Source organism: Caballeronia sp. GACF4, assembly GCF_023631025.1.
GTDB lineage: Bacteria > Pseudomonadota > Gammaproteobacteria > Burkholderiales > Burkholderiaceae > Caballeronia.
The window spans coordinates 39076-63088 of record NZ_JALQDW010000036.1 but is presented as its reverse complement, the minus strand read 5'-3'; the positions used below and the strand labels follow the sequence as shown (position 1 = coordinate 63088).

General features: G+C 62.1%; 23 protein-coding genes. 15 read left to right on the top strand and 8 right to left on the bottom strand.

The genetic code is table 11. From position 1 onward, the window contains the following. Positions 1–36 precede the first annotated feature (36 nt). Both NCR40_RS28715 and NCR40_RS28710 read left to right on the top strand, forming a co-directional pair. Complete coding sequence (locus tag NCR40_RS28715; protein WP_250511458.1) at positions 37–555, top strand: RNA polymerase sigma factor; 519 nt, start codon at positions 37–39, stop codon at positions 553–555. Further along, positions 552–1424, top strand: coding sequence for an anti-sigma factor family protein (locus NCR40_RS28710; protein WP_250511457.1), 873 nt, complete (start codon positions 552–554; stop codon positions 1422–1424). The genes NCR40_RS28715 and NCR40_RS28710 overlap by 4 nt, the downstream gene beginning before the upstream one ends. 7 nt (positions 1425–1431) lie before the next feature. Here NCR40_RS28710 and NCR40_RS28705 read toward each other — a convergent pair whose 3' ends face one another. Both NCR40_RS28705 and NCR40_RS28700 read right to left on the bottom strand, forming a co-directional pair. After that, entirely contained in the window at positions 1432–2895 is a 1464-nt protein-coding gene (locus NCR40_RS28705) for a tyrosinase family protein (RefSeq protein WP_250511456.1), read from the bottom strand. A 184-nt stretch (positions 2896–3079) separates the two neighbouring features. Further along, positions 3080–3898: a class I SAM-dependent methyltransferase gene (locus tag NCR40_RS28700; protein ID WP_250469846.1), complete on the bottom strand. Its 819-nt coding sequence runs from the start codon at positions 3896–3898 to the stop codon at positions 3080–3082. A 314-nt stretch (positions 3899–4212) separates the two neighbouring features. Between NCR40_RS28700 and NCR40_RS28695 the strand changes: the two genes are divergently transcribed. The 3 genes from NCR40_RS28695 (at position 4213) to NCR40_RS28685 (ending at position 6745) form a co-directional block, all read left to right on the top strand. Then, positions 4213–4959: an SDR family NAD(P)-dependent oxidoreductase gene (locus tag NCR40_RS28695; protein ID WP_250511455.1), complete on the top strand. Its 747-nt coding sequence runs from the start codon at positions 4213–4215 to the stop codon at positions 4957–4959. Between the two features lie 33 nt (positions 4960–4992). Further along, complete coding sequence (locus NCR40_RS28690) at positions 4993–5739, top strand: SDR family NAD(P)-dependent oxidoreductase (protein WP_250511454.1); 747 nt, start codon at positions 4993–4995, stop codon at positions 5737–5739. 88 nt (positions 5740–5827) lie between these two features. After that, a complete protein-coding gene (locus NCR40_RS28685) occupies positions 5828–6745 on the top strand; it encodes a LysR family transcriptional regulator (RefSeq protein WP_250511453.1) in 918 nt (305 codons plus the stop codon). On the opposite strand, the gene NCR40_RS28680 is transcribed toward NCR40_RS28685, so the two are convergent. Genes NCR40_RS28680 through NCR40_RS28660 form a run of 5 tightly spaced genes read right to left on the bottom strand, consistent with a single transcriptional unit; the run spans position 6742 to position 12615 of the window. Further along, entirely contained in the window at positions 6742–8253 is a 1512-nt protein-coding gene (locus tag NCR40_RS28680; RefSeq protein ID WP_502801041.1) for an MFS transporter, read from the bottom strand. The two genes, NCR40_RS28685 and NCR40_RS28680, sit on opposite strands and share 4 nt — an antisense overlap. Positions 8254–8300: 47 nt before the next feature. After that, positions 8301–9686, bottom strand: a complete 1386-nt coding sequence (locus tag NCR40_RS28675) for a tripartite tricarboxylate transporter permease (protein WP_250511452.1) — start codon at positions 9684–9686, stop codon at positions 8301–8303. Then, positions 9686–10168, bottom strand: coding sequence for a hypothetical protein (locus tag NCR40_RS28670; RefSeq protein ID WP_244831783.1), 483 nt, complete (start codon positions 10166–10168; stop codon positions 9686–9688). Before NCR40_RS28670 ends, NCR40_RS28675 begins: the two co-directional genes overlap by 1 nt. Before the next feature lie 43 nt (positions 10169–10211). Continuing rightward, positions 10212–11153 (bottom strand): hydroxymethylglutaryl-CoA lyase, encoded by a 942-nt coding sequence (locus NCR40_RS28665; RefSeq protein ID WP_250511451.1) that lies wholly within the window; start codon positions 11151–11153, stop codon positions 10212–10214. Beyond that, a complete protein-coding gene (locus NCR40_RS28660) occupies positions 11146–12615 on the bottom strand; it encodes a hydroxymethylglutaryl-CoA reductase, degradative (RefSeq protein WP_284507893.1) in 1470 nt (489 codons plus the stop codon). Before NCR40_RS28660 ends, NCR40_RS28665 begins: the two co-directional genes overlap by 8 nt. Between NCR40_RS28660 and NCR40_RS28655 the strand changes: the two genes are divergently transcribed. The 9 genes from NCR40_RS28655 to NCR40_RS28615 all read left to right on the top strand — a co-directional run bounded on the left by NCR40_RS28655 (position 12607) and on the right by NCR40_RS28615 (position 21656). Then, complete coding sequence (locus NCR40_RS28655; protein ID WP_250469852.1) at positions 12607–14001, top strand: aminotransferase-like domain-containing protein; 1395 nt, start codon at positions 12607–12609, stop codon at positions 13999–14001. The two genes, NCR40_RS28660 and NCR40_RS28655, sit on opposite strands and share 9 nt — an antisense overlap. Positions 14002–14330: 329 nt before the next feature. Further along, a complete protein-coding gene (locus tag NCR40_RS28650; protein ID WP_250469853.1) occupies positions 14331–14618 on the top strand; it encodes a DUF6723 family protein in 288 nt (95 codons plus the stop codon). 131 nt (positions 14619–14749) lie between these two features. Beyond that, complete coding sequence (locus NCR40_RS28645; protein WP_244831788.1) at positions 14750–15961, top strand: DUF2252 domain-containing protein; 1212 nt, start codon at positions 14750–14752, stop codon at positions 15959–15961. A 237-nt stretch (positions 15962–16198) separates the two neighbouring features. Beyond that, positions 16199–16402: a cold-shock protein gene (locus NCR40_RS28640; RefSeq protein ID WP_244831789.1), complete on the top strand. Its 204-nt coding sequence runs from the start codon at positions 16199–16201 to the stop codon at positions 16400–16402. Between the two features lie 224 nt (positions 16403–16626). Then, complete coding sequence (locus NCR40_RS28635; RefSeq protein ID WP_250511449.1) at positions 16627–16845, top strand: hypothetical protein; 219 nt, start codon at positions 16627–16629, stop codon at positions 16843–16845. A gap of 128 nt (positions 16846–16973) precedes the next feature. Beyond that, entirely contained in the window at positions 16974–17357 is a 384-nt protein-coding gene (locus NCR40_RS28630) for a DUF2946 domain-containing protein (protein WP_284507892.1), read from the top strand. 204 nt (positions 17358–17561) lie between these two features. Next, positions 17562–19658, top strand: a complete 2097-nt coding sequence (locus NCR40_RS28625; protein WP_244831792.1) for a TonB-dependent receptor family protein — start codon at positions 17562–17564, stop codon at positions 19656–19658. 10 nt (positions 19659–19668) lie between these two features. Next, the gene (locus NCR40_RS28620; protein ID WP_250511448.1) at positions 19669–20070 is read left to right on the top strand and encodes a DUF2946 domain-containing protein; all 402 of its coding nucleotides are present in this window, start codon (positions 19669–19671) and stop codon (positions 20068–20070) included. Between the two features lie 110 nt (positions 20071–20180). After that, the gene (locus NCR40_RS28615; RefSeq protein WP_250511447.1) at positions 20181–21656 is read left to right on the top strand and encodes a PepSY-associated TM helix domain-containing protein; all 1476 of its coding nucleotides are present in this window, start codon (positions 20181–20183) and stop codon (positions 21654–21656) included. Positions 21657–21670: 14 nt separating this feature from the next. Here NCR40_RS28615 and NCR40_RS28610 read toward each other — a convergent pair whose 3' ends face one another. After that, positions 21671–22492: an alpha/beta hydrolase gene (locus NCR40_RS28610; RefSeq protein ID WP_244831795.1), complete on the bottom strand. Its 822-nt coding sequence runs from the start codon at positions 22490–22492 to the stop codon at positions 21671–21673. Positions 22493–22934: 442 nt separating this feature from the next. On the opposite strand from NCR40_RS28610, the gene NCR40_RS28605 reads away from it, so the two are divergent. Further along, a complete protein-coding gene (locus NCR40_RS28605; protein WP_250511446.1) occupies positions 22935–23909 on the top strand; it encodes a ferritin-like domain-containing protein in 975 nt (324 codons plus the stop codon). The last annotated feature ends 104 nt before the right edge of the window (positions 23910–24013 follow it).

Genomic DNA, 24013 nt, shown 5'->3' with positions numbered 1-24013 from the left:
CGTCACCAATCGAACCGCCCGCTGCAAGGAGCCGCAATGAGCGTGCGAGACCAATTGATGGACCACGTACCGCGTTTGCGGCGCTATTCGCGTGCGCTCATCCGCAATCAGGAACTCGCCGACGATCTCGTGCAGGACACGCTCGAACGCGCCCTGCGCAACACCGAAAAATTCGAATCCGGCACCGACCTGCGCGCGTGGCTTTTCACGATCATGCACAACGTGTTCGCCAACCAAACGCGCCGTGCGGATGCGCGAGCCGTGCATATCTCCGTCGATGAAGAAGCTATCGACGAAAGCGAGTTCGCGGTGGCTAGCCGCGACACGCAATCGCTGGAAATGCGCGATCTCGACTATGCGCTGCAGCGTCTGCCCATCGAACAGCGGCAAGTGGTGCTGCTCGTCGGGCTCGAAGAGATGAGCTATGCGGAAGTGGCGCTCGCCCTCGAAATACCTCTCGGCACGGTAATGTCGCGGCTTTCGCGCGGACGCGAGCGGCTTCGCGCGCTAATGGCAGGCAAGCAGGACAGCGCTCAATTGAAGGTGGTGCGATGAACAGACAATCGACTCCCGTCAGCGAGGACGAAATCCAGGCTTACGTGGATGGCGTGATCGCCGAACAACGGCGCGAGGAAATCGATCGGCTGCTTGAAACCGACGACGCGCTCGCGGGCCGCGTGAGCGACTACTTTTCGCTCAACAGCATGCTGCATGATCGGTACGATCGCGTATTGCAAGAGCCGCTGCCGCAACGTCTCGTGCTGCCGCTCGAATCGGCATCCAGCACTGTCACGAAGGTCGATGCGGGTCGACGTGAAGCCGCGAATTGGCCGCGCTTTGCGGGACTTGCTGCGGCACTCGTGCTGGGTATCGGCATCGGCGTGGGCGGCATGTTCAGCGAAACAGCGCGCGACATGCTCATGCCGAATGGCGAGAACACTTCGCTTCGTCACGTCAGCCTCTCCCGCGACGAATCGTTCGCGCGGCAATCGGCTATCGCCTATGTCACGTATGCGCCGATGGTCACGCGTCCCGTCGAAGTCGGCGCGGATCAGGAAGAAGAACTCGTGAAGTGGCTATCGAGCCGCCTCGGCACCGACGTGCACGCGCCCGTGCTCACGCGCGTGGGCTTCAATCTGATGGGCGGCCGTCTCTTGCCCGGCGATGAAGGTCCTATCGCGCAGTTCATGTATCACGATGCCAATGGCGAACGCATCACGCTCAACGTGTCTCATCGCAAAGTGAGCCGCGACGTCACCGCGTTCAAGCTGTATCAGGACGGCTCGGTCAACGTGTTCTATTGGGTCGATGGCGACTTCGGCTATGCGGTATCGGGCGCGATTGCACGGCCGCAATTGCTCGCGGTGTCGCACGACGTGTACGAGCAACTCACCGCGAGAAACGGACAGAAAACAACGCAGTGAGCGCGGCTTATGGGGCATCCGCGGCAAGTTCGACGCGCATCTCGCCGATGGATATCGCCGTTCCCTTAACCGCATTCACACCGCTCACGCGCACGAACGACACGACCACTTCATTCGGGTTCGCCACGCCCGCGCGCGCGAGCAATTCAGTCACGGGAAACTCGATCGAGCTGCCGCCGTGATGCGTCGCTGTCGATACCTCGAACGCGCCGAGCGTGCCGACGAAGTGAGCATCGCGTTGAGCATCCGGGTCGCCGGTTGCGGGCAAATTCACATAGACGTTGTAGAAGAATCCGCCGGCACGTGCCGCCGCCGGCATGGACACGCCGTCCAGCACGAGATTCACATGACGAAATCCCGAAGCGGCGGGCCTGGCCGCTTGCGACTGCGACTGCGCTTGCGATTCGACCGCGCTGCTGTCGTCCGCTTCCGGAGCCACGGCAAGCGTATCGCGCAGCAACGTGGCATTGGCGGCTTGAAGCGGAATGCGCGCGCTGATGGAGTTGTCGGCAAGGGCCACGCCCTTCACGCCGCCAAGCGAACGCCGCGTGGATGACACCGTGCGCCCCGCGCTTGCGGTAAAGGTGCCGATCTGAGGACGTCCGCTTATGGGTGACATTTGCGCCTGAACCCGAATGATTCCGCCGCGTTCTGCTTGCGGTGGCAAGATGACTGGAACGGTATCGTTAGCGTAATCGTATCCCAGCCCCGTGGTCGTCCGCGTCTTGGCCTTCGTCATCGTGAGGTTGGTCGCATACGTGAAGCTGCCGGACCAGTACTTGTTGTTGGCCGCCGGAACCTTGCTCGTCGAGCGCAACGACCACGCATTCCACAGGCGGTCGAGGTTCGCATGATGCAGATAGAAAATGGGATCGAGCGGCGCGGTCATGATATCCGCCATGTATCCGCCGATGATGTCATGCACCGGATTGTGCGGTGCATTCTCCAGTTTAGTCTCGAACGCGTTGCTCGTGCCGCGCTGAAAATTGGCGACGCTGCGCGCGAACGGGCTCAAATCGAGCGCCTGATAGACGTTCGTGTTCACACGCGATGTGTATAAGGGATTGCCGCTCGCGGTATCGGTGAATTCGGAGGGCATCACGGGATACGTGTAGTAATCCCAGTACGGAAGCGTCAGCGTGTTATCGCCTGACACAGTGCGCAGTTGTTGTTCGAAGTAATAGATATAACCGCGATGCCACGTCAGAAAGTACGCCACGCCATGCGGGCAATAATTCGAATGCACGTTGCTCCAGTACTGCCATGATGCCGGTTTGCTGCTGTCGGCCGTGGCTCGCATGGTGCGGATGGCATTGAGAAACGACGCGTAGTGAGGCGTTGTCTTGAAGACTTGCCATTCGAGCCGTATGACATTGGGCGTCGCGGCGAAACCGAGTTCGGGTATGGACGCAAGCGCAAGCGCCGACGCCGTCCCCGTGACGAACGAGCGCCGGGTAATCGTGGAAGCCATGTTTGTCCCCTCGTGCCCGCGGATTGCCCGCGAACGCTCCGCGTCCGACTCTTCTAATGAGTCAGCCGACGTGGCAGTAGTGATCGGAAAATGCCAAGGAAGTATGGTTCACTTCGCGCAGGGTTCAACGAATATTTAGAATACCCAACGAAAGTGAACGTGTACTAGCGCACATTGCCGGAACTCAAACGTCCGTTCGTGCTGCGTTGCTCCAGACGATCACAGTCTGCTCCGACTCTGCCCCATAGCCTATTTCGTGACTGTCATAGGGAATCGAGCACGAGAGGTGTCGCGTCAAGATCGGCGATTGATCGAAGACATGCGCGCAGACGGGGTAGATATAAACCACCGTGAGTTTGCGGATAGTTGCATCTGCAACCGCTTTCTCCAGATTGTTCAGAAGCGTTGCCATGAGCGCGGCGCCGAAGGGATTGAACAGGAAGACAACGAGATCGCCCTTCGGAAATGCGAGTTCGAGCGCATTCTCGACGAAGGCCTGCATGCGTATCCTCTGCGGAAACCGGCGCGCAACGATCTCGGCATTGCGGTTCGCTATCTCGATGAGCGGCTCGGCCAGGTCATAACCGAGCACGGCGTCGAAGGGAAACTCGGTGGCCACGATCATCGGCCGCCCTTTTCCGCAGCCGATATCGATGAACGTGCTGCCACGCACGTCTCCAAGTTGCTGCAGCGCATGCCGCACAATGCTTGGCTGCGATCCCATATACGGTAGATTGCCCGCATCGGCGCCGGGGCCGCTGTCGGATTCGGGCGGATAAATGCCGCCTGTATCGGTGCCGAGCATGCGGTCGATAGGATGCGTTCTATAGCAGCCGTTATAAAGCACGCGCAAGACGGGCACGCGTTCGCCGAAGCGCCTGATCCACGAGACGAAGAGCAGCGTCTGAACCCAGTCCGGCAACGCGGCGACCACGGCGATCAGCCGCCATTTGATCGTGCGTTTCATTCGGGTTTTGAAGCTCATGCTCATCGTCGTGTTCATGGAAACTCCGTTGGGGGCGGGCTGCGAATGTACGCAAGTACGACGAATGACGCGCAACGTCTGGATGGTCACGACCAGTCTTTATAGACTCGCGCCTGGCGATTGAATGTGACGTGACGCACATAGCGTCGCGGGACAGGAGTGGCGTTTTCCCGAACGCGAGGCCAGTTCGTGATCCCAATGCGTCATGCCTCGCAGGCATGACCGGCTGCCTCGAAAGTCTTTTTCTTGAGCAAGCACGCACCCTACATTTGATTCCACCGACGGGCCTGCAACACAACCCCGTCTCTCTCAGACCTCGATGGAGTCACGAAATGGACAAGCCAGTCATTCTCATCACGGGCGCGCTCACCGGCATTGGCCGCGCAACGGCGTTTGCTTTTGCCGACAGCGGCGCGCGCATCGTCGTATCGGGCCGGCGTGAAGCCGAAGGACGCGCGTTCGAAACCGAACTGCGCGAACGCGGTGCAGAAGCGTTCTTCGTTGCCGCCGACGTACGCCACGAAGACAGCGTGCGCGATCTCGTCGATGCAGCCGTCGCGCACTTCGGCCGTATCGATGCCGCCGTGAACAACGCGGGCACCGAAGGCCAGCCCGGTGCGATCGTCGATCAGAGCGCCGCAAGCTATGCATCGACGTTCGATACCAACGTGCTCGGCACGCTCCTTAGCATGAAGCACGAACTGCGCGTCATGCAGGCGCAGAAGCACGGCAGCATCGTGAACGTGTCGTCGACTTACGGGCATGAAGGCGCGGCGTTCGCGTCGGTCTATGCGGGCAGCAAGCATGCGGTCGAAGGCATGACGAAGTCCGCCGCCCTCGAAGTCGCGGCGCTCGGCGTGCGCGTCAACGCAGTGGCGCCCGGCCCCACGGATACCGGCATGCTCGACCGCTTCACCGGAACAGCCGAACGCAAGGCCGCGCTTGCATCGAAGGTGCCGCTTGGACGTGTTGGCACGCCTGTCGATATCGCGCGCGCAATAGTCTTTCTTGCTTCGGATACGGCCTCGTTCGTCACGGGTCAGATCGTCACCGTCGATGGTGGCAAGACCGCGGGCTGACGCGTTCTCTTCCCCATTCAAAGGAGCAACGACATGAACGATCTTTCAGGCAAAACCGCGCTCGTCACGGGCGCATCGCGCGGTATCGGTCGCGCAACGGCTATCGCGCTGTCGCGTGCGGGGGCAAGCGTGCTGGTTCACTACAGCAGCGGTGAACAGGAAGCCGAAGCCGTCGTCGCGCAGATTCGCGCCGCAGGCGGCACCGCGCAGAAAGTGCAGGCGAATTTGCGCGATGCAGACGGACCGCATCAACTCGCACGGCGTGTACGTGAAGTGGTCGGCGACAGGCTCGACATCCTGGTCGCCAACGCGGGCATCTCGAAGGCCGCGAGCATCGAGAATACGACCGTCGATGACTTCGACGCGCTCTACGCCGTGAACGTGCGCGCGCCCTACTTCCTCGTGCAGCAACTGCTTCCCGCGATGTGCAAGGGCAGCAGCGTGGTCTTGCTGTCGTCGCTCGTGGCGCGCGCGTCCGTGAACTCGCTGTCCGCTTACGCCGCGACCAAAGGCGCGGTCGATACGCTCGTCAAGCACTTCGCGGCGACGCTCGGCGAACGCGGCATTCGCGTGAATGCGGTGGCGCCGGGCGTCGTGGAAACCGATATGTCGAACTTCACGAAGACCGACGATGGCCGCGCACTCACGCTCGGCATGCAGGCGCTCAAACGCATTGCGCAGCCGGACGATATTGGCGACGCCGTGGCCTTTCTTGCTTCGAATGCCGCACGCTGGGTCACGGGCGAGACGCTACACGTGGACGGCGGCTCGAAGCTTTGACCGTTGAACGCGCATGACGACTCGTGCAGTTGGACGATTGCCCGGATAATCTCCGGGTGATACGTTCAACGACTCGCACGGGAAGCCCATGGAACTGCGGCATCTGCGGTACTTCATTGCAGTGGCGGAAACCGGCAGTCTGACCGAAGCGGCGGAACAGCGGCTGTTCACGTCGCAGCCTTCGCTCAGCAGACAGATCCGTGATCTGGAAGATCAGGTCGGCACGCGCCTCTTCGAGCGTAGCGCGCGCGGCGTGGATCTGACGCCCGCTGGCAAGGCCTTCATGGAGCACGCGAAAATCGCCTTGAATCAGGTCGATGCCGCCGTCGAAGCCGCGCGCCGTGCCGCGACGCCAAGCAAGCAACGTTTCGCGCTCGGCTTTCTCACGGGCCAGGAGATGAACTGGCTTCCGGGCGCCATGCATATTCTTCGCGACGAATTGCTCAACGTCGATGTCACGGTATCGAGCGATTATTCGACCGAACTCGCGGAAGGTGTCGCGCGCGGCAAGCTCGACCTCGCCTTCATGCGCGCGGAGCCGGACTTCGATCTGGCGTATTACATCGTCGATAAAGAACCGCTCGTCGTGTTGATGCCGAGCGATCACGCGTTGACCGAACGCGCCGAGATTGCGCCGCAAGACCTCGTGGGCGAACCGTTCATTGCCATGGCGGGCAAGGCGAAGGTGCTGCGTTCCGTCGTCGACGATTATCTCGAACGCTCGGGCGTGCATATCTTGCCTTCGCAGAGCGTGGATAACCCGGCGATGGTCATGTCGCTCGTGGCATCGACGCGCGGTCTCGTGCTGATTCCATCGTACGTTCAGAACCTGATGCCGTGGTCCGTCGTCAGCCGTCCCTTGGCAGGCGATGCACCGACTATCGACCTGGCTGTCGGCTATAGCAAGTCGAATCAGTCGCCGACCTTGCGCCTCTTTCTATCGCGGCTCGACGAGCTCATCGCGCGTCACGCCGCCGAGCGTCGAATGAACATAAACAACACTTAACGGGCGGAGCGAATCGTCGCGACCGCGACGCCTCCCGCTGCGAACGCGCATAGCGCGGACAGCAACGCGACGGCGCGCAATGCGCCGGCGACCGCGCTGGCATCGCTGACAGATGCTGCCTTGGAAGCCATCGCGGCGTCGTGCGACCACACGAACACAATGCCGAGCAGCGCAATCGCAAGCAGGCTCGCCACGCGTGCAACCGCATTGTTGATCCCCGATGCCACGCCCACGCGTTCGCTTTCGACCGACGCCATGACGACCGACGTGAGCGGCGCGACCGTGATCGTGAGGCCGATGCCGAGCACGACGAGCGCGGGAAGAAAGCTCGTCCAGTAGCTGCCGCTCACGAAAGGCAGCGCGAGCATGCCGAAGCCGAAGCCCGCGACGCACGGCCCCACGGTCAACAATGCGCGCGCGCCGAAGCGCCCCGTCACGCCCCCCGTCACGCGCGACAGCAGTCCGATGATGAGCGGCATCGGCAAGAGCGCGGCGCCCGCTTGCGTCGCCGTATAGCCATAGGCGCGAATCAGCGTGAACGGCAGGAAGAACAACACGCCGCCCAAGCCAAAGTACAGCAGCAACGTGACGACGTTCGCGCCGCTGAAGTCGCGCGAGCGGAAGACATCGAGCGGCATCATCGGCGCCGCGCTTTTCGCTTCTATCGCGACGAACACGGCAAGCACGAGCACGCCGACGACCAGCGCGCACAGCACGAGCGAATTCACGAAACCGCGTGCCGATGCTTCCGTGAGTCCATAGGTCAGCGCCGCGAGTCCCGCCGCCGCGCACGCCGCGCCGGGCCAGTCGAGGCGCTGTGTCGCGTCGGGCTTGTGGCTGTCGGGAACGGCCAGCATGGCGAGCGCGATGGTCGCGGCGGCCAGCGGCACATTGAGGAAGAAGATCGCGCGCCATGAGTAGGCATCGACGAGCCAGCCGCCCGCCGCCGGACCGAGCGCCGACGTAATTGCGCCCACGCCCGCCCATGTGCCGATGGCGCGTCCGCGCGCTTCGCCCTCGAACACGGCGCCGATGATCGCGAGACTGCTCGGCACGAGGAGCGCCGCGCCGATGCCCTGCACCGCCCGCGCGCCGATGAGCCACGCGGTATCGGGCGCGAAGCCGCATACCGCCGAAGCTAGCATGAAGATGGCGATGCCCGCGATGAACACGGTGCGACGGCCGAGCTTGTCGCCCATCGACCCGCCGACCAGCACGAGCGAGCCGAGCGAAAGCAGATACGCGTTCACGACCCACTGCATGGCCGCGACGCTCGCGCCAAGCTGGCTTTGAATGGACGAGAGCGCGACGTTGACGACCGAGCCGTCGATGAAGGCCATGCTGGAACCGAGGATCGTCGCCGCCAGCGCGAGCCGTTTGCGCCGGCAGGGTCGATCGGTCGCTTCAGGCTGCGTGCGAATGATCAGTTCATCGCACGGACCTTGCGGCGCGGCGTGCCGCACCACGGAAGGCGACACCGCGCGCTCTTTCAAGTCCTGACTCGTCACATTCGCTCCTCGATGGCGTGAACCATCAAGGATACGTCCGCGCGCGGCTAGCCGCCGAAGAGCTTCGTGATAGCCGGCACGCTCAGGACCGCCGTGTAGTAGCCCATGAACTGCACGCCGGTGTTGAAGCCGAACAAGCGCGACAACAGTCCGCCGATCAGCCCCACGGTCAGGATCACGAGCAGCCCGAGCAGTTGCCCTTCCCACACGCTGATCACCACGATCAAGCCGACGAAGGTCGCGATGATCGCCTCGTGACTCAGCTTGCGTGCGACGAACGACGCCGCGCGATGCGCGTAGTTCATCGACAGTGGATAGGCCACGAGCGCCGCCAGCACCACTGCAAGCAAGCCGAAGCCGAGGAACTGCCAGGTCGTCATCATCGTGTGAAGATTGTTGATGTGACCCGTCGCGGTATCCACGGTAAAGCGCGGCGGCGCGTTGAAGAGCGGCGCGGCCGGTCCCGCCGCGACCGGACTCAGCGGCAGACCGAAGGCGATGAGCGGAATCAGCGCCTCGGCGATATACGTGGCCTCGGTCACACCGTTACGCGCCGAAATCACGGTCGTGAGCCGGTGATACGCATGCTTCACGCGCGAGCCGACGAGTTCGCCGAGCACGACCGTCATGGCGACCGGGCTGAACACGAAGGTCGCGCTGGAGATGGCGGCGGTCGCGACGACCCAGCCGCGTTGCTGGCCATCGAGCACCTTCAGCGGATTCGGGAAGTAACCGCTCCAGTCCTTTACATCGGGCGCGAGCGAAAACGTGCGCGGACGATCGCGCCGCATATGTGCGCGGCCCACGGGCGAAAGTATTGAAAAGAGATCGGCGATAAGCGGCCCGATGGCGATGCCGAGAAAGTAGCTGACCGAGAGCTTGACGCCGTATTTGCCCGTGAGCGCCTGCAAGCCGATGATCAAAAGCACGAACGGCACGAGCAGCAGCACCGAAGCCCAGCGTCCCGACGAAGAGTATGCAATGGCAATGGCCGCCGCCAGAAACACCCACGGCGCGGCCTTCGTGATGACCGGCCCGAACGGTGCGAGCAGCACGGCGAACAGCACCGCGAGCGGGACCGCGACGAATGCCGCGATGATCGCGCCCGAGATCATCTTGCGCAGCGCAATGTGCGGCACGCCGAGATTGCGCAGCATCGTCGCTTGTTGCAGAAGCGGCGTGGCGAGCGTGTCGCCGGGAATGCCGAGCAGCGCGGTGGGTATCGCGTGTGTCATGTGCTTGGAGACCGCGCCCGCCATGAAGAACGAGAATACGCCGACAGGCGGCACACCCAGCAACACGACGAGCAGCGTGAGCGGCGCGAGCGTGGTGGTTTCGTCCGTGCCCGAGATGAGGCCGATGCCCGCAAAGACGACCGCGCCGATGAGACCCATCGACAGCGCGACGAGCAGTTGTTGAACGAGCGGTTCCATCAGCGCGCTCCTTCGCGCACATCGGCGCGCTTTTCGTAATCGGCAAAGAGCTCGTAGAGGCCGAGTTCCTTCATTTCCGCCGCCACCGCGGGCGGCAGATCCGCGACGCGTCCGAGCCCACCCGCTTCGCTCGCAAGTTGCGCGAGCACTTCCTCGCGGCCGGCCGCGCCATGCGCTTCCTCGATCACTTCGCGCTTCGGGCGGAACAGCTTCGCGCAGACCGCGCCCGCAATCAGGCATCCCGCGAGACCGACGAGCATTGCGTAGGCGCGCGCCATCGCCGGGTCGGGTACATAGGCCGCGAGCACGCGATTGGCCGCCGCGAACGCGCCATAGCTGATCGCGATGCCGAGCACGACCGACCAAGCGAGATGCCGCGTATCGACGGTATCGCCCCAGATTTCGACGAGCTTGTAGTCGGCCTCGGCCGCGTTCGTCGTTGCCCGATGACCGCGCTGAGGCGCGGCGAGTTGTTGTTCCATGTCTCCTCCTTATACGGAGTTCGTATCGTATTGATGTCGTGCGTCAAACCTTGCGCGCCGCGCTTTCCCGCTGGCGTTTGCCCTCCAGTGCACGCGCCACGCGCGACGATGTTGCGCGTCCGAGCGCTGCCGAAATGAACGCGCCCGCATCCGCAAGTTTGTCGAGGTCGATGCCCGTCGTCATGCCCATGCCTTCGCACAGGTAGACGATGTCCTCGGTCGCGACATTGCCCGTCGCGCCCGGCGAATAAGGGCATCCGCCAATACCGGATACCGAGCTGTCGAAGGTCGCCACGCCGCGTTGCAGCGCCGCCAGCACGTTGGCCGCACCCATGCCCCACGTGTCGTGAAAGTGGCCGGCGAGCGCCTGCAGCGGAACCTGCGCGGCGCACGCGTCGAGCATGGCTTGCGTCTTGAGCGGCGTGCCCGCACCGATGGTGTCGCCCAGGCTGATCTCGTAGCAGCCGAGATCGTAAAGCCGTTTGGCGACGCGCGCGACCGCTTCCGGCGCGATTTCGCCTTCGAACGGGCAGCCGAGCACGCACGACACGTAGCCGCGCACGCGCACGCCCGCCTTGCGCGCCGCGCCGATTACCGGCTCGAAGCGCGCGATGCTTTCGTCGATCGAGCAGTTGATGTTCTTCTGCGAGAACGACTCGGACGCCGCCGCGAACACCGCGACTTCATCCGCGTGTGCGGCGAGCGCGGCTTCGAGTCCCTTGAGATTCGGCACGAGCGCGGCGAGCGTCGTACCCGTGCGGCGCGCGGACGGCAACACGCGCTCGAGCACTTGCGCGCCATCGGCCATTTGCGGCACCCATTTCGGCGAGACGAACGACGCGGCTTCGACATAGCGCACGCCAGCATCGATCAGACGCTCGATCAGTTCGGCCTTCACCGTTGCCGAGACGGGCGACGGCTCGTTTTGCAAGCCATCGCGCGGACCGACTTCGACAATCCGCACGCGCTTCGGAAGCTCATGCATCGCGCGGCCCCTGCAGCAGGCTCATGCCGTAGTCGACGCTCACGTTGCGCGCGGCGACCATCTTCTTCACGACCCAGTCGATATCCGCGCCGCTCGCGCCCGCCGCCAGCGCAATATTGCGCGCGTGCAGCGCCATGTGGCCGCGCTGGATGCCTTCCGTGGAAAGCGCGCGCAACGCGCCCATGTTCTGTGCGAGGCCGACGGCCACGGCGATTTCGCCGAGATCCTGCGCCGATTCGACTTGCATGATCTTCAACGCGAGCCGCGCGAGCGGATGCGTCTTGGTCGCGCCCCCGACGAGCCCCACGGGCATCGGCATTTCAATGGTGCCGACGAGGTCGCCGTTGTTCGCCACCTCCCACGTGGTCAGCGACGTATAGCGGCCGCCGCGGCTCGCGTAGGCATGCGCGCCCGCTTCGACCGCGCGCCAGTCGTTGCCGGTCGCGACGATCACCGGATCGATACCGTTCATGATGCCCTTGTTATGCGTCGCGGCGCGATACGGATCGATGGCGGCGAAGAGATATGCATCGACCACACCGGCGATCACGTCTTCGCCCGAATACTCCTTCGTTTGCAGCGTGGCGGCGCTGTAGCGCACGGAGGCGCGCGCAAGCCGCAAGTCCGCGAGATTCGAGAGGATACGCAACCGCACCTTGCCGCCCGTGATTTCCTCGATACGCCCGGCTACCGTTTCGGCCATCGTGTTGACCGTGTTGGCGCCCATGGCGTCGCGAACATCGACGATCAGATGCGCGACGACCATCGCGCCGCGCGGCGTTTCCGGAAACACGTGTACTTCGATATCGCGGCAACCGCCGCCAAGACCGATCAGCACCTTGTCGCGTGCGTTCGCCATCTCGATCAACTCGTCGCGATGCTTGAGGATAGCGAGACGCGCGCCGTACGGGTCCGACACGCCGACCACCTGCACCTGCGCGCGCATCAGCGGACCGGTGCTCGACGTGCGAAAGCCGCCTTCCACGCGCGCGAGCTTCGCCATATAAGAGGCTGCGGCGACGATAGACGGCTCTTCCACCGCCATCGGCACCAGCACGTCGCGACCGTTGATCTGAAAGTAGCCTGCGACGGCCATCGGCAACTCGAACGTGCCGATCACGTTTTCGATCATGCCGTCCGCCGTTTCGAGCGACAGCGCGCCGGGCGTCTTCAGTAGCGCGTGCTCGGCGTCGTCCATGCCAGTCGCCTGGGCAATATGGCTCAGGCGCTGCGCGGGTGACATCGCGCGAAAGTTGGGCAATTGCGAATCTGTCATGTGTCTTCCTCTTATCTCTTTCGATGGATGTCCGATCCGTCGCCCGCGAAGCTTGCGGGCGTGCGGCGGTTGGGCGAATAATAGGCTTGCTGTACCCAATGGAAAGGTACAATTCGAGAAGACAGCGCGCGCACTGTACCCATGACAGACGCGAACATGCGATAAGAGGAAGATGCAATGCGCCATGAGAAGCCCAGCCTGTCAGGAACACTGGCGGACAATCTGGCCAGACAGATCGAAGACGGGCTCCTGCGCGCCGGCGACAAACTGCCTTCCATCAGGGAATACGCTGAGGCGAACGGTTGCTCGAAAAACACCGTCATCAGCGCGTTCGACGCGTTGACCGCGCGCGGTCTGATCGAACCGAGACGCGGCGCGGGCTTTTTCGTCGCGAGCGTCGCCGGGCAGCAACCACCGGATGAAGACGCGCCCACACTCGATCGCGCGATGGATTCTGTCTGGCTCATGCGCGAACAGTTGCAGAGCAAGCCCGACTTTCTCAACGTGGGCGAAGGCTTTCCGCCCGTCGCGTGGCTCGAAGAGACGCGGCTCGATCACTTTCATCAGCGCGTGGTGCGCACGGGCGTCGCGTCGCTCTTTCGGTACGGCAGCCGCTTCGGTTATCTGCCGTTGCGCCAGCATTTGCAGCAAAAGCTGGCCGGATACGAGATCGAGGCCGCGCCGCCGCAGATCGTCCTCACGCATGGCGCGAATCAGGCCATGGACATGGTCGTGCGTTACTTCGTGCGCGCGGGCGACACGGTTCTCGTCGATGACCCCGGTTACTACGCGCTCTTCGGCAAGCTCAAACTCTCGGGCGCGAATATCGTCGGCGTGCCGCGCGGTGTGGACGGGCCCGATATCGTGGCGCTCGAAGAGCAGCTCAAGACGCATCGTCCGAAGCTCTTCTTCACGCAATCGGTCGGCCATAATCCGACCGCGACCGATATCAGCGCGGCCAAGGCCCATCGCATCTTGCGGCTTGCCGAAGCGCACGATCTGATCGTGGTCGAGAACGATGCCCTCGCCGATCTCAAGCCGCGCTCGGCCACGCGCATCTGCGCGCTCGATCAATTGCGGCGCACGATCTATGTCGGCAGCTTTTCGAAGTCGGTATCGGCAGCACTGCGGGTCGGCTTTCTGGCGTGCGGCGCGGATCTGGCAAGCGATCTGGCCGACGTGAAAATGCTCACGCACGTCAGCAGCTCGGAATACTGCGAACGCACGCTAGACGCCATCGTCAGCGACGGTCATTTCCTGCGGCATACCAATCGCCTGCAAGACCGGCTGCGGCGCGCGACGGCCAACGGCGTCGAAGTGCTCACGCGTTGCGGCGCGACGCTTTACAAGGTGAGCGATCAGAGTCTGTACCTGTGGGCCAGGCTGCCCGGTTGCGACGACTCCATCGCCTTCGCACGCGAGATGCTCGACAAGCACGTGATTCTCGCGCCCGGCACCATTTTCTCGGCGCACGCGAATAGCGTCTCGCCGTGGTTCCGCTTCAACGTCGGCTATCTCGGCGATCCGCGCTTCGAAAAGGCGATGGAACGGTTTGCGGGCCACGCGAAGTAACGGCACGTTCCGCGTCGCACGTTACGTGGCATTCGCGTTTGTCCGTGCAGCATTTGGCCATAACCGCGCCCGTCATCCTTCCCTGGTCCACCAAGCTTATCGACCCGTTGCTTGCGCCATAAGCGTCGCGTTGAGCGGATACCGCTTTCTTTCATCCAGTCGGAACCGGCACGACAAGGCGGCCGATGACTGGAACGGTTAGTGCTGAGTAGTCAGTACTCGCACCGCTCGTCGGGAAGATCGACAAACCCGAGCGGCGCGATGCTCAAACCGTTGCCCCGGTGTCCGGCTGCTTCCCGGCGAGCCCTCGTACGCTACCGATGAAGATCATGACTGGACGAAGACCGAAGCTCGTGCTTTCCCCCTCCCGCTATACCGTTCCCGCGCCTGGCGTCAGCGCCGGCGACTTCGAAATTTATGCGTCTTACCGCGGCTCGCCCACCTCCGGGTTTTTCGGCACGCTCAAAGTCGTCAGAAAGACCGACGGCCGTCTGCTCTTTCCGTTCGATGGCGCCGAAACCATTGGTCCATATAGCAAGAAGGACGAAGCCGTCAACGCCGCATCGGCGCGCGGCAGCGAAATCGTCCAGGCGGATATCCGCATTCCGGAGATGTAATCCGCGTCTGCCGCTCAGGCACACGGTGTGCGATTGCATCGCTTCGAAAACGACATGGCGCGCCGGATGATCGGCAGCCAGCGTCGAATCGCGCTCGATGCGCCCGTTCTGCCCACGACTACTTGCTCCACATGCTCAAACCTAAAACCAAGGTGCCTGATTCCGAAAGCCGTCAGGACATCCTGAAGCTCAAGCGCAACGCCAAGATGGCGCGCTCGACGCACGCCTATGTGCGCGGTAACACGATCAAGTTTTACGACTGGCTCGAAGAAGCCGAGATTCGCAGTTTGCCGCACGGTCCGGCCATCTGGATTTGCGGCGATTGTCATACCGGCAATCTCGGCCCGATCGCGGACGCGAAAGGGAAGATCGAAATCCAGATACGCGATCTGGACCAGACGGTTATCGGCAATCCCGCGCACGATTTGATCCGGCTTGGCTTGTCGCTCGCGACGGCCGCGCGCGGATCGGCGCTGCCCGGCGTTACGACCATCAACATGATCGAAGCGCTGTTCGCGGGTTACGCCGAAGCCTTCGACAAGGATAGCGACGCCAATTCCGTGCGCAGGCCCGAAGTCGTGCGCGTGGTGATGCGCGAAGCGGTACGCCGTTCGTGGAAGCATCTTGCCCGCGAGCGGCTCGACGACGTGCAGCCCACCATTCCATTCGGCAACCGTTTCTGGCCGATCAGCAAGAAAGAGCGCGCCGAAATCGTATCGCTCTTCGAAAAGGCCAGCGTGACGCAACTCGCGACGAGCCTGCGCGGACGCCCGGATACCGGCGAAGTCACGGTGCTCGACGCCGCCTACTGGGTGAAAGGTTGTAGCTCGCTCGGACGTCTGCGCTACGCCGTGCTGCTGGATGTCGACGGCGGCGTGATCGAAGGCGACGATCTGTGCATCATGGACATCAAGGAAGGCGTCAAGGCCGCCGCGCCGCGCTATCCCGGCACGTCGATGCCGCGCGATCACGCCGAACGCGTCGTGGAAGGCGCGCGCCATCTCTCGCCTCATCTCGGCGAACGCATGCGCGCCGCGAGTCTGCAGGGACGGCCGGTAATCCTGCGCGAATTGTTGCCGCAGGATTTGAAGCTGGAGATCGAGCAGATCGGACAAACGGAGGCGATGGAAGTCGCGCGTTATCTCGCGCTCGTCGTCGGTCAGGCGCACGCGCGTCAAATGGACAAGAACACCCGCCGCAGCTGGCTTTCGGAGCTACGGCGCACGAAGACCAAATCGATCGACGCGCCGTTGTGGCTTTGGAGCAGCATCGTCGAACTCGTGGGCAGTCACGAAACCGGCTATCTCGAACATTGCCGGCGCTACGCGCTTGCGGCAGCCTGAGCATGGGTTGCGGGCGGGTTCGGAGCCGGGTTGTTGGACCTCCGGTCCGCCTTTTATTCACGGTGACAAATATATACTTGACTAAAATATGTGGAATTGTGATAATCCGTTCTGAAGTTCAAGAAGTTGATTGCTGCTCATCAATAGTGCGTTTTCCGCGGTATTCGTTGTCCATTCCCTCCTTGCAGCTTCGCTGTTTCAAAGCAATTTTCATCCAAATTTTTTCCAAGGAATATCATGGATACCGGTACCGTCAAGTGGTTTAACGACACCAAGGGCTTCGGCTTTATCAGCCCGGATAACGGCGGCGACGACCTCTTCGCCCATTTTTCCGAAATCCGTTCGGAAGGCTTCAAGACCCTGGTCGAAGCACAGAAGGTAAGCTTCGAAACGAAGCGCGGCCCGAAGGGCATGCAAGCTTCGAACATCACGCCGCTGTAAGCTCCAAGTAGCTTCGTAGCGTGAGGACCCGGGAAACCGGGTCCTTTTTTATATCAGTTGGGTTTTAGTTGAGCCTCGCAGTCCAAATCTCGCAGTCCAGATTTTCTCCCGCGCAGTTCATCAAACAGGCTAATTCGCCTGACATCCTTCAGTTTTCGTTTTTGCGGCATTAGTCCGCTGACTTTCCGTGTTTATTGCCGGAAGGCCTCTTCATTAAAATTAAAATGGCACATTTTCAAAACTACCGCGGTTATGCGGTATATCCGTCCGCGCATCGTTTGCGCGATCAAAGCTTCTCCGCGAATCTCCTCCTCGAGCGTTCCGACGAAGATCCCATCGACACGCAGTATCGTTTTTATTCGCTCGGCTATTTTTCGAAAGAAGCCGACGCCGTGAATTACTCACGCATCTGGGCACGCGACTGGATCGACGCGCGCGGCTGATCCAGCCTGCGACATGGATCCACGCAGCATTTCTTATAGCGGGAATTTTTCACGCTAGCGGCGTGTAAAGACAGTTAGCCGGATGGCATAATCGGCTGACTTTCATCTGCCTCCCCGCCTGGGCCTCCATGCGCAGCCGCACTCATCAACGAACGGGTTCTCTGCTGGCATTGCTTGCAATGCTGCTGATTACGTTCGCGCCGATGGTCTCGCAGCTGATTGCCGCCAATACGCATAACGGCATCCCGCTCGCCGAATTGTGTTCGGCACATGCGGCATCGAGCGATGCTGCTTCCGGTCATCACTCGCCCGACGCGCTCTCGCAATTCGACGGCAAAGCGTGTGGCTATTGTCACTTCTTCGCGCATACACCCGTCGTACCGGGCGCAAGCGCGAGCTTCGCGCTCGATGTTCCCGCAGCACGCGGTATCGCGGTCGCACGGACCGAGATCGAGCGTCCCGCACAGCCGTTCACCACCGCGCAACCGCGCGCGCCTCCCGTTCTGATCTGACTTCGTTCCGCCAACGCAATGCCGCACCGCCGTGAGGTGTTGCGCGGTCTCGCACGTTCATCTGTTCGTGCGAGTCCCGATCAATCGAACTCGGAGATGAACCATGTTCACCACATTCGAACGTGGCGGCGCTTTGCCGTCCACGCGTCATACGCACGTCCCCGCCGGGACGTCTTCCGCGTCTTCCGCACGGGGGACGCGATCATGAGACGACTTGCCAGAAAGGGCGCGCTGATGACAGGCATGACGGCGCTCTTCGCGACGCGCGCCATTGCGCAGACGCCGCAAGACGACGCGACCGCCACGCTTCCCGCAGTCATCGTCCAGGGCCAGTCCGCGAACTCGCTGACATCGCAAACTGTCGTCAAGCAAAAGCAGACGCTCGATCAGACCGTCGGCTCCGTGGGCTTCGTGGATAGCGCCGATTACCGCGACACCTACGCGTTCACGTTGCGCGACGTGCTCAAGAACGTGCCCGGCGTGTTCGTGCAGACGCGCTACGGACAAGAGTTGCGCTTGTCGATTCGCGGCTCGGGCATCGCACGCGGCTATCACACGCGCGGCCTCGAAATTCTTCAGGACGGCATTCCCACCAATCTCGCCGATGGCAGCGGCGACTACTACCAGATCGACCCGCTCGCGCTGCAATCCGCCGAAGTCTATAAAGGCGGCAACGGTCTCGCGTATGGCTCGTCGACGCTCGGCGGCGCCATCGATTTCCTCACGCCCACCGCCTACACGGCGGATGCGCCCAACATCGTGCGGCTGGAGGGCGGCAGTTACGGCACCATCCGGGGCAGCGCGCAGTTCTCGCGCGTGGTCGGGCCGCTGGACTTCATCGGCACTTTCTCGGTGAATCATGCAGACGGTTATCGCGATCACGATCGCGGCCAGTACGAGCAGTTCAACGCGAATATCGGTTATAAATTTTCGCCCGATGTCGAAACGCGCTTCTATCTCGGCGCGTACATCATCGATCAGCAACTGCCCGGCACGCTGTCGCTAAGCGATGCCCTGAACAATCCCACGAAGGCTTCCGCGAGCGCGCTTGCCGGCGATCAGGCGCGCGACACGCGCACCGAGCGCATTGCCAATCGCACGACGGTCAAGCTCGATGTCGGACAGCTCGATTTCGTCACGTGGGCCATTCACAAGAGCCTTTATCACCCGATCTTCCAGGTGATCGATCAGGATGGCTGGACCTACGGCTTCGCGCCGCGTTATACGGCGACCATCGACGTGGGCGGCATGCGCAACGATGTGATCGCGGGCGCGCGTTTCTTCGGCGGCAACACCCAGGCGCGGCAGTACGTGAACGTGTCGGGCGAGCGCGGCACGCAAACGCTCGACTCGACGCAAAGCGCCTATAACTACGAAGCGTATGTCGAAGACCGGCTCTTCTTTCTGCCGACCTTCGCCGTGATGGCTGGCTTCAAGGCGCTGCGCGACGTGCGCAAATATGTCGATCATGGCGGTCTCGCCGCCGATCCGAACTACAAGTCGGCGAGCGAGAATTTCAGCGGCGTGAATCCGAAGCTCGGCCTGCTGTGGCAACCGAACAAGGACATTCAGGCATTCGTGGATGTCACGCGCAGCCAGGATGTTCCGGACTTCACCGACCTCACGCAGACCTTCTCGAACACCACGCGCTTCACGCCGCTGGCATCGCAACATGCATGGACGCTCGAGATCGGCACGCGCGGCACGCGCGATCGCGTGAGCTGGGACCTGACCGCATATCGCTCGCTCGTGCGCGATCAGCTGCTTCAATACACGACCGATCCCGACATTCCCGCCTCCACGTTCAACGCCAACAAGACCGTGCTGCAAGGCATCGAGGCGGGTGTATCGGTGGATGTGCTGCGCGACATCACGCATGCCGGCGCGGGCGACAAGATCACGTTGTCCGGGCTCTGGAATCTGAGCGATTTCCGTTTCAAGGACGATCCGCAATACGGCTCCAACCGCATCGCAGGCGTGCCGGTGAACGTGATCCGCGCGGCGCTCGGCTATTCGCGGCCCAACGGGTTTCATATATCGGCATCGGTGGACTGGGTTCCGGCGGGCGCATGGGCGGATGACGCCAACACCTTGCGCGTGCCCGGTTACACGCTCCTCGGCGTGCAGGCGGGAATGGATTTTCGCAATGGTCTCTCGGTTTTCGTCGATGCGCGCAACTTGACGAACAAGCGTTACGTGAGCGACATCAGCACGGTCGCCGACGCTCGCACGACCTCGAACGCAATCTTCTATCCGGGCGAAGGACGTAGCATTTTCGCGGGCATGCGCTACGCTTTCTAAGGCATCTTCATTGACCCACCGCGACATGCAGAGCCGTTTCTTTCGGACATGGTGCAGCTTGCTTGGATTGCTTGCGATCCTCATGGCAACGCTCGCGCCTACGGTTTCGCAACTCGTCGTCGCCGCGCGCATGCCGGCCATGACGATGGACGCGGATTGCCCGATGGAACGAATGCAATCGATGAGCGACGACGCGGACCACGCGTCTCACTCGCACACCACGATGCCGGATGGACAAGCATGCGGTTATTGCAGCCTGCTTGCGCATGTGCCCTTCATTCCGGGCTTGCCGGTGAGCTTTGCGGTCACCGCTCGCGCCATCGCGCAACTCGTCGCCACGCGTTTTGTCAGCACGTTACGCATCGAGCCGCGCACCTCGCGCCATGCGCGCGCCCCACCCGCTTTCTCCTGAAGCCGATATCCGCTTGATCGATGCCGAACGTCGCGCAGGCATGCGCGCGCACTCGCATCGTGATGTCCCGATCCCACGGTACGCCACCGAAAGTGGCATGGAGAAACACAATGCACGCGAAGACCAGCAGCGCCGCCTCGAGTGCGGCCCAGGCGGCCAGCGCATCCCAAGGCAGTTATCGAACGCTATGGCGCTGGCACTTTTACGCGGGGCTCTTCGTGATGCCCTTTCTGATCGTCCTCGCCATCACGGGAACGATCTATTGTTTTCAGCCGCAAATCGAGCCGTTGTTATACAGACAACAAATGGTGGTTGCACCGCGAACCACGCCACGTTTGCCTCCCGATCAACTGATGCACGATGCACGCGCGGCGGTGCCGCATGGCGCGGTCACATCGACGGTGCACGTTCTCGACGATCCTTCTCGCAGCGCCGAATTCGTCTTCAAGCTGCGGAGCGGCGAAAAGAAAAGTGTCTACCTCAATCCGTACACCGGCGCGGTGCTCGGCACGCTAAGCGTCGAGAACCGGTTCATCCAGCTCGATCGCATGGTGCATCGCAAACTGTTGCTCGGCAAGGCTGGCGAGCTGTTGATGGAACTCGCCGCATGCTGGACGCTCGTGATGATCGGCACCGGGGTTGCGTTATGGTGGCCACGTACGAAGACCACCGCGCGCGATGCGCTGCTGCCGCGGCTCTCGCTTAAAGGCCGGCCCTTGTGGAAGAACGTGCATGCGGTAATGGGCATTTGGCTTGCGCTCGGCGCGCTGTTCTTCGTGGCTACGGGTTTGCCGTGGTCGGGCTCCTGGGGCAAAAACTTCAATGCGCTTGCGACGAGCGCGAATATCGGTACGCCGGCGGGCGCTTGGGGCGGCTTGCCCCTGCAATCATCCGTGCCGGGCAAGGCCAGCGTCGCGACCGCTTCGAACAATGCCGGCGAACATCATCACGACGCCGGCAACGGCGATTCCATGCCCGGCATGGTGATGAGCGATCTACCCTTGACGCAAACACCGTGGGCCGTCACGAACGCCGCTGTTCCCGAGTCGCACGCGGCGGAAGGCGCACGCCTGCCGTTGCAGCGCGTGATGGATATCGCGGCATCGCTTGGCGTGGGAAGCGGCTATGACATCGTGGTGCCATCGACAGCAACGGGCGTCTACACCGTCTCCTGGTTCCCCGCCGATCCGAAACTCGAACGCACCCTCTACGTGGATCAATACAGCGGCGCGGTGCTCAAGGACATCCGCTATCGGGACTATGGCGCAGTTGCGCAGGCGGTTTCGTACGGCACGTCGCTGCACATGGGCCGATACTTCGGCTTCTGGAATCAACTTGCGTGCGCGTCGATTTCGCTCGGCCTCGCGGCAATGGCCGTCACCGGCTTCGTCATGTGGTGGAAGCGTCGTCCGCAACGCACGCTCGGCGCACCGGCGCGTGAGCGACTGGCGCCGCCCATGCGCGCATGGAAAACCGGACTCGCGCTGCTTGGCATCGTATTCCCGTTGATGGGACTCACCATGCTCGCCGTCTGGCTGATGGACCGGCTGATGTTCGATCGCGCGTTTCGCCGCATCGCATCATAAGGACATGACGCGCGTCACTTCGCCGACGCTGCACGGCTTGCGTTGAGTGACGTCTGATCGATGAACGCGGTGACGTCGTCGAGCACCGGTGCAACCTTGATGAGCGGCGACAGCGCGCGCACCGGTCGCCCCACGCTCCCGACGATCATCGCGTGATTGATGCCCGCGTACTGCTTCACCTCGACGCTGTCGCCTGCTTCGTTGGCACGCGCCGCGAACCGGAACGTGTTGCCGGGATCGACCGTTACATCCGACAAACCGACGCCCAGAAAGAGCGGCGGCTCGTGGCCGCTTACATGATTGATCGGCTGGCTCGCCGCTCTGAGACTCGCGGGAAAGATGCTCCTGAGCGCATCGTCCTTCAAGGGCAGGAAATCATATGGACCGGACAACCCTATCGCGCCAGCAAGCGAACTCGTCTCCACGCCATCGGCGGCCAGATAGTGCTTGTCCGTGACGAGCAGCATGACGATATGCGCGCCCGCCGAGTGTCCCATCAGGAAGATGCGCTCAGGGTCTGCGCCGTAGTCTTTCGCATGCGCCTTCGCCCATGCAACGGCGGCAGCCGCGTCCTCGACGAAACCTGGAAAAAGGGTGGACGGATATAAGCGGTAATCGGGAATGACCGTAACGATGCCGCGCGACGCCAGCGCCTCGCCCACGAAGAGGTAGTCACGACGGCTTCCCGATTGCCAGCTTCCGCCATAGAAGAACACGACCATCGGCCGGCCGCGTGGGTTATCCGTGGATGCGCGCGGCACATAGATATCGGCTTCGTGCCTGTCACCTTCTGCATAAGGAACGGCGCGTTGTACGTCGAAATCATTGCTTGGCACGAGTGCATTCAGGAGCCTGACGGGACTGCATGCGGTCAGCGCCGACAACACGGCAAAGCAGGAAACGAGCTTGAGCGATAAGCGGCGAGACTGTAGATACGGCATGTCGGATGAAGAAGTTGAAGAGAGCGATTGACGCCACTTACGCTATACGCAAGTGCGTGTCTTGCGGATGCAAATACATCTTTATTCGAGCACCGTCATGTTTCCCGATGCTCGTCCCGCATCGAGTAAAGAACTCGTCAATCACCGAATAGATGCAAGCATGTGTTACAGCGCGAATCTCTTCGCACGATCTTCAACGTATCCGTCGACGTGGCTGCCAGACGTATCGGTCGAGTCTGCTCACCATCGAAACAGTCCGTTGGAGAAGCGCGGCGCATGCCCCTTCGTCCGTGCGGAAAACATGTACGCCCATCTACCTGAGATAAAGGAGACTGACATGCTCGAAGATATTGCGGTGACATCGGTGCTCGACCGTCGAGTGGAACGACGTGAAAAGCGGCGCCAGTTCTTTCGGAGTGCTGGCGGCCTGGGACTAGGGCTCGTCGGCGGCACGATTCTCGGCGCCTGCGGAGGCGGCTCGGGCGATAACGCCAATGCCGCGACCGGCCCAACCGATGCCGAGATTCTCAACTTCGCATTGAATCTCGAATATCTCGAAGCAACGTTCTATGCCTACGCAACGACCGGCGCAGGACTCCCCGCCAATCTCATGAGCGGCGTGGGCACGCCAGGAAAGGTCGTGGCCGGACAACAAGTCCAGTTCTCCGATCCCGTCGTCGCCGCTTATGCACGCGAGATTGCCAAGGATGAACTGGAGCACGTGGCGTTCCTTCGCACGGCGTTAGGCGCATCCGCCGTGGCGATGCCCGCGCTCGATGTCGGCGGTGTCGATCCGAGCGGGGCCTTCTCGCTCGCGGCCCAAGCGGCGGGCCTGGCTCCGGCTGGCACGGCGTTCAACCCTTATCTGAACGACAACAACTTCCTCCTCGGCGCCTATATTTTCGAGGACGTGGGCGTGACCGCTTATAAGGGCGCGTCGCCGCTCATTACGAACAAGACCTATCTGGAAGCGGCAGCGGGCATTCTCGCGGCCGAGGCCTATCACGCGGGTCTCGTTCGCACGGTGCTCTATACGAAGGGTATTCAGACACCGAGCCTCGTGACCGCGACGCAAGCCATTTCCGATGCGCGCGATTCGCTCGATTCATCCAGCGATGTCGATCAGGGTATTGCGGGCGCGTCGTCGCAAATCTCGAACATCGTCCCGCTCGATAGCAACGGCATCGCGTTCAGCCGCTCGTATGACGATGTGCTCAACATCGTTTATCTGAGCAAGGCGGCAGTGAACAAAGGCGGCTTTTTCCCGGCAGGCGTCAACGGCAGTCTGAATATGAGCAGTGCCTTCGTGTAAGTCTTCGCATCACGGGTAGGTTCATCGCGCGGCTCGCTTGAATGGGAGTCGCGCGGAATTGCTTTTACCGCTCAAAGGAGCGCCGAATCATGGGTGACACATCG

What these genes read in the sequence shown, in the direction of transcription:
- NCR40_RS28715 (WP_250511458.1), top strand. Translation starts at nt 37, where the DNA reads ATGAGCGTGCGAGACCAATTGATGGACCACGTACCGCGTTTGCGGCGC.
- NCR40_RS28710 (WP_250511457.1), top strand. Translation starts at nt 552, where the DNA reads ATGAACAGACAATCGACTCCCGTCAGCGAGGACGAAATCCAGGCTTAC.
- NCR40_RS28705 (WP_250511456.1), bottom strand. Translation starts at nt 2,895, where the DNA reads ATGGCTTCCACGATTACCCGGCGCTCGTTCGTCACGGGGACGGCGTCG.
- NCR40_RS28700 (WP_250469846.1), bottom strand. Translation starts at nt 3,898, where the DNA reads ATGAACACGACGATGAGCATGAGCTTCAAAACCCGAATGAAACGCACG.
- NCR40_RS28695 (WP_250511455.1), top strand. Translation starts at nt 4,213, where the DNA reads ATGGACAAGCCAGTCATTCTCATCACGGGCGCGCTCACCGGCATTGGC.
- NCR40_RS28690 (WP_250511454.1), top strand. Translation starts at nt 4,993, where the DNA reads ATGAACGATCTTTCAGGCAAAACCGCGCTCGTCACGGGCGCATCGCGC.
- NCR40_RS28685 (WP_250511453.1), top strand. Translation starts at nt 5,828, where the DNA reads ATGGAACTGCGGCATCTGCGGTACTTCATTGCAGTGGCGGAAACCGGC.
- NCR40_RS28675 (WP_250511452.1), bottom strand. Translation starts at nt 9,686, where the DNA reads ATGGAACCGCTCGTTCAACAACTGCTCGTCGCGCTGTCGATGGGTCTC.
- NCR40_RS28670 (WP_244831783.1), bottom strand. Translation starts at nt 10,168, where the DNA reads ATGGAACAACAACTCGCCGCGCCTCAGCGCGGTCATCGGGCAACGACG.
- NCR40_RS28665 (WP_250511451.1), bottom strand. Translation starts at nt 11,153, where the DNA reads ATGCATGAGCTTCCGAAGCGCGTGCGGATTGTCGAAGTCGGTCCGCGC.
- NCR40_RS28655 (WP_250469852.1), top strand. Translation starts at nt 12,607, where the DNA reads ATGCGCCATGAGAAGCCCAGCCTGTCAGGAACACTGGCGGACAATCTG.
- NCR40_RS28660 (WP_284507893.1), bottom strand. Translation starts at nt 12,615, where the DNA reads ATGGCGCATTGCATCTTCCTCTTATCGCATGTTCGCGTCTGTCATGGG.
- NCR40_RS28650 (WP_250469853.1), top strand. Translation starts at nt 14,331, where the DNA reads ATGACTGGACGAAGACCGAAGCTCGTGCTTTCCCCCTCCCGCTATACC.
- NCR40_RS28645 (WP_244831788.1), top strand. Translation starts at nt 14,750, where the DNA reads ATGCTCAAACCTAAAACCAAGGTGCCTGATTCCGAAAGCCGTCAGGAC.
- NCR40_RS28640 (WP_244831789.1), top strand. Translation starts at nt 16,199, where the DNA reads ATGGATACCGGTACCGTCAAGTGGTTTAACGACACCAAGGGCTTCGGC.
- NCR40_RS28635 (WP_250511449.1), top strand. Translation starts at nt 16,627, where the DNA reads ATGGCACATTTTCAAAACTACCGCGGTTATGCGGTATATCCGTCCGCG.
- NCR40_RS28630 (WP_284507892.1), top strand. Translation starts at nt 16,974, where the DNA reads ATGCGCAGCCGCACTCATCAACGAACGGGTTCTCTGCTGGCATTGCTT.
- NCR40_RS28625 (WP_244831792.1), top strand. Translation starts at nt 17,562, where the DNA reads ATGAGACGACTTGCCAGAAAGGGCGCGCTGATGACAGGCATGACGGCG.
- NCR40_RS28615 (WP_250511447.1), top strand. Translation starts at nt 20,181, where the DNA reads ATGCACGCGAAGACCAGCAGCGCCGCCTCGAGTGCGGCCCAGGCGGCC.
- NCR40_RS28605 (WP_250511446.1), top strand. Translation starts at nt 22,935, where the DNA reads ATGCTCGAAGATATTGCGGTGACATCGGTGCTCGACCGTCGAGTGGAA.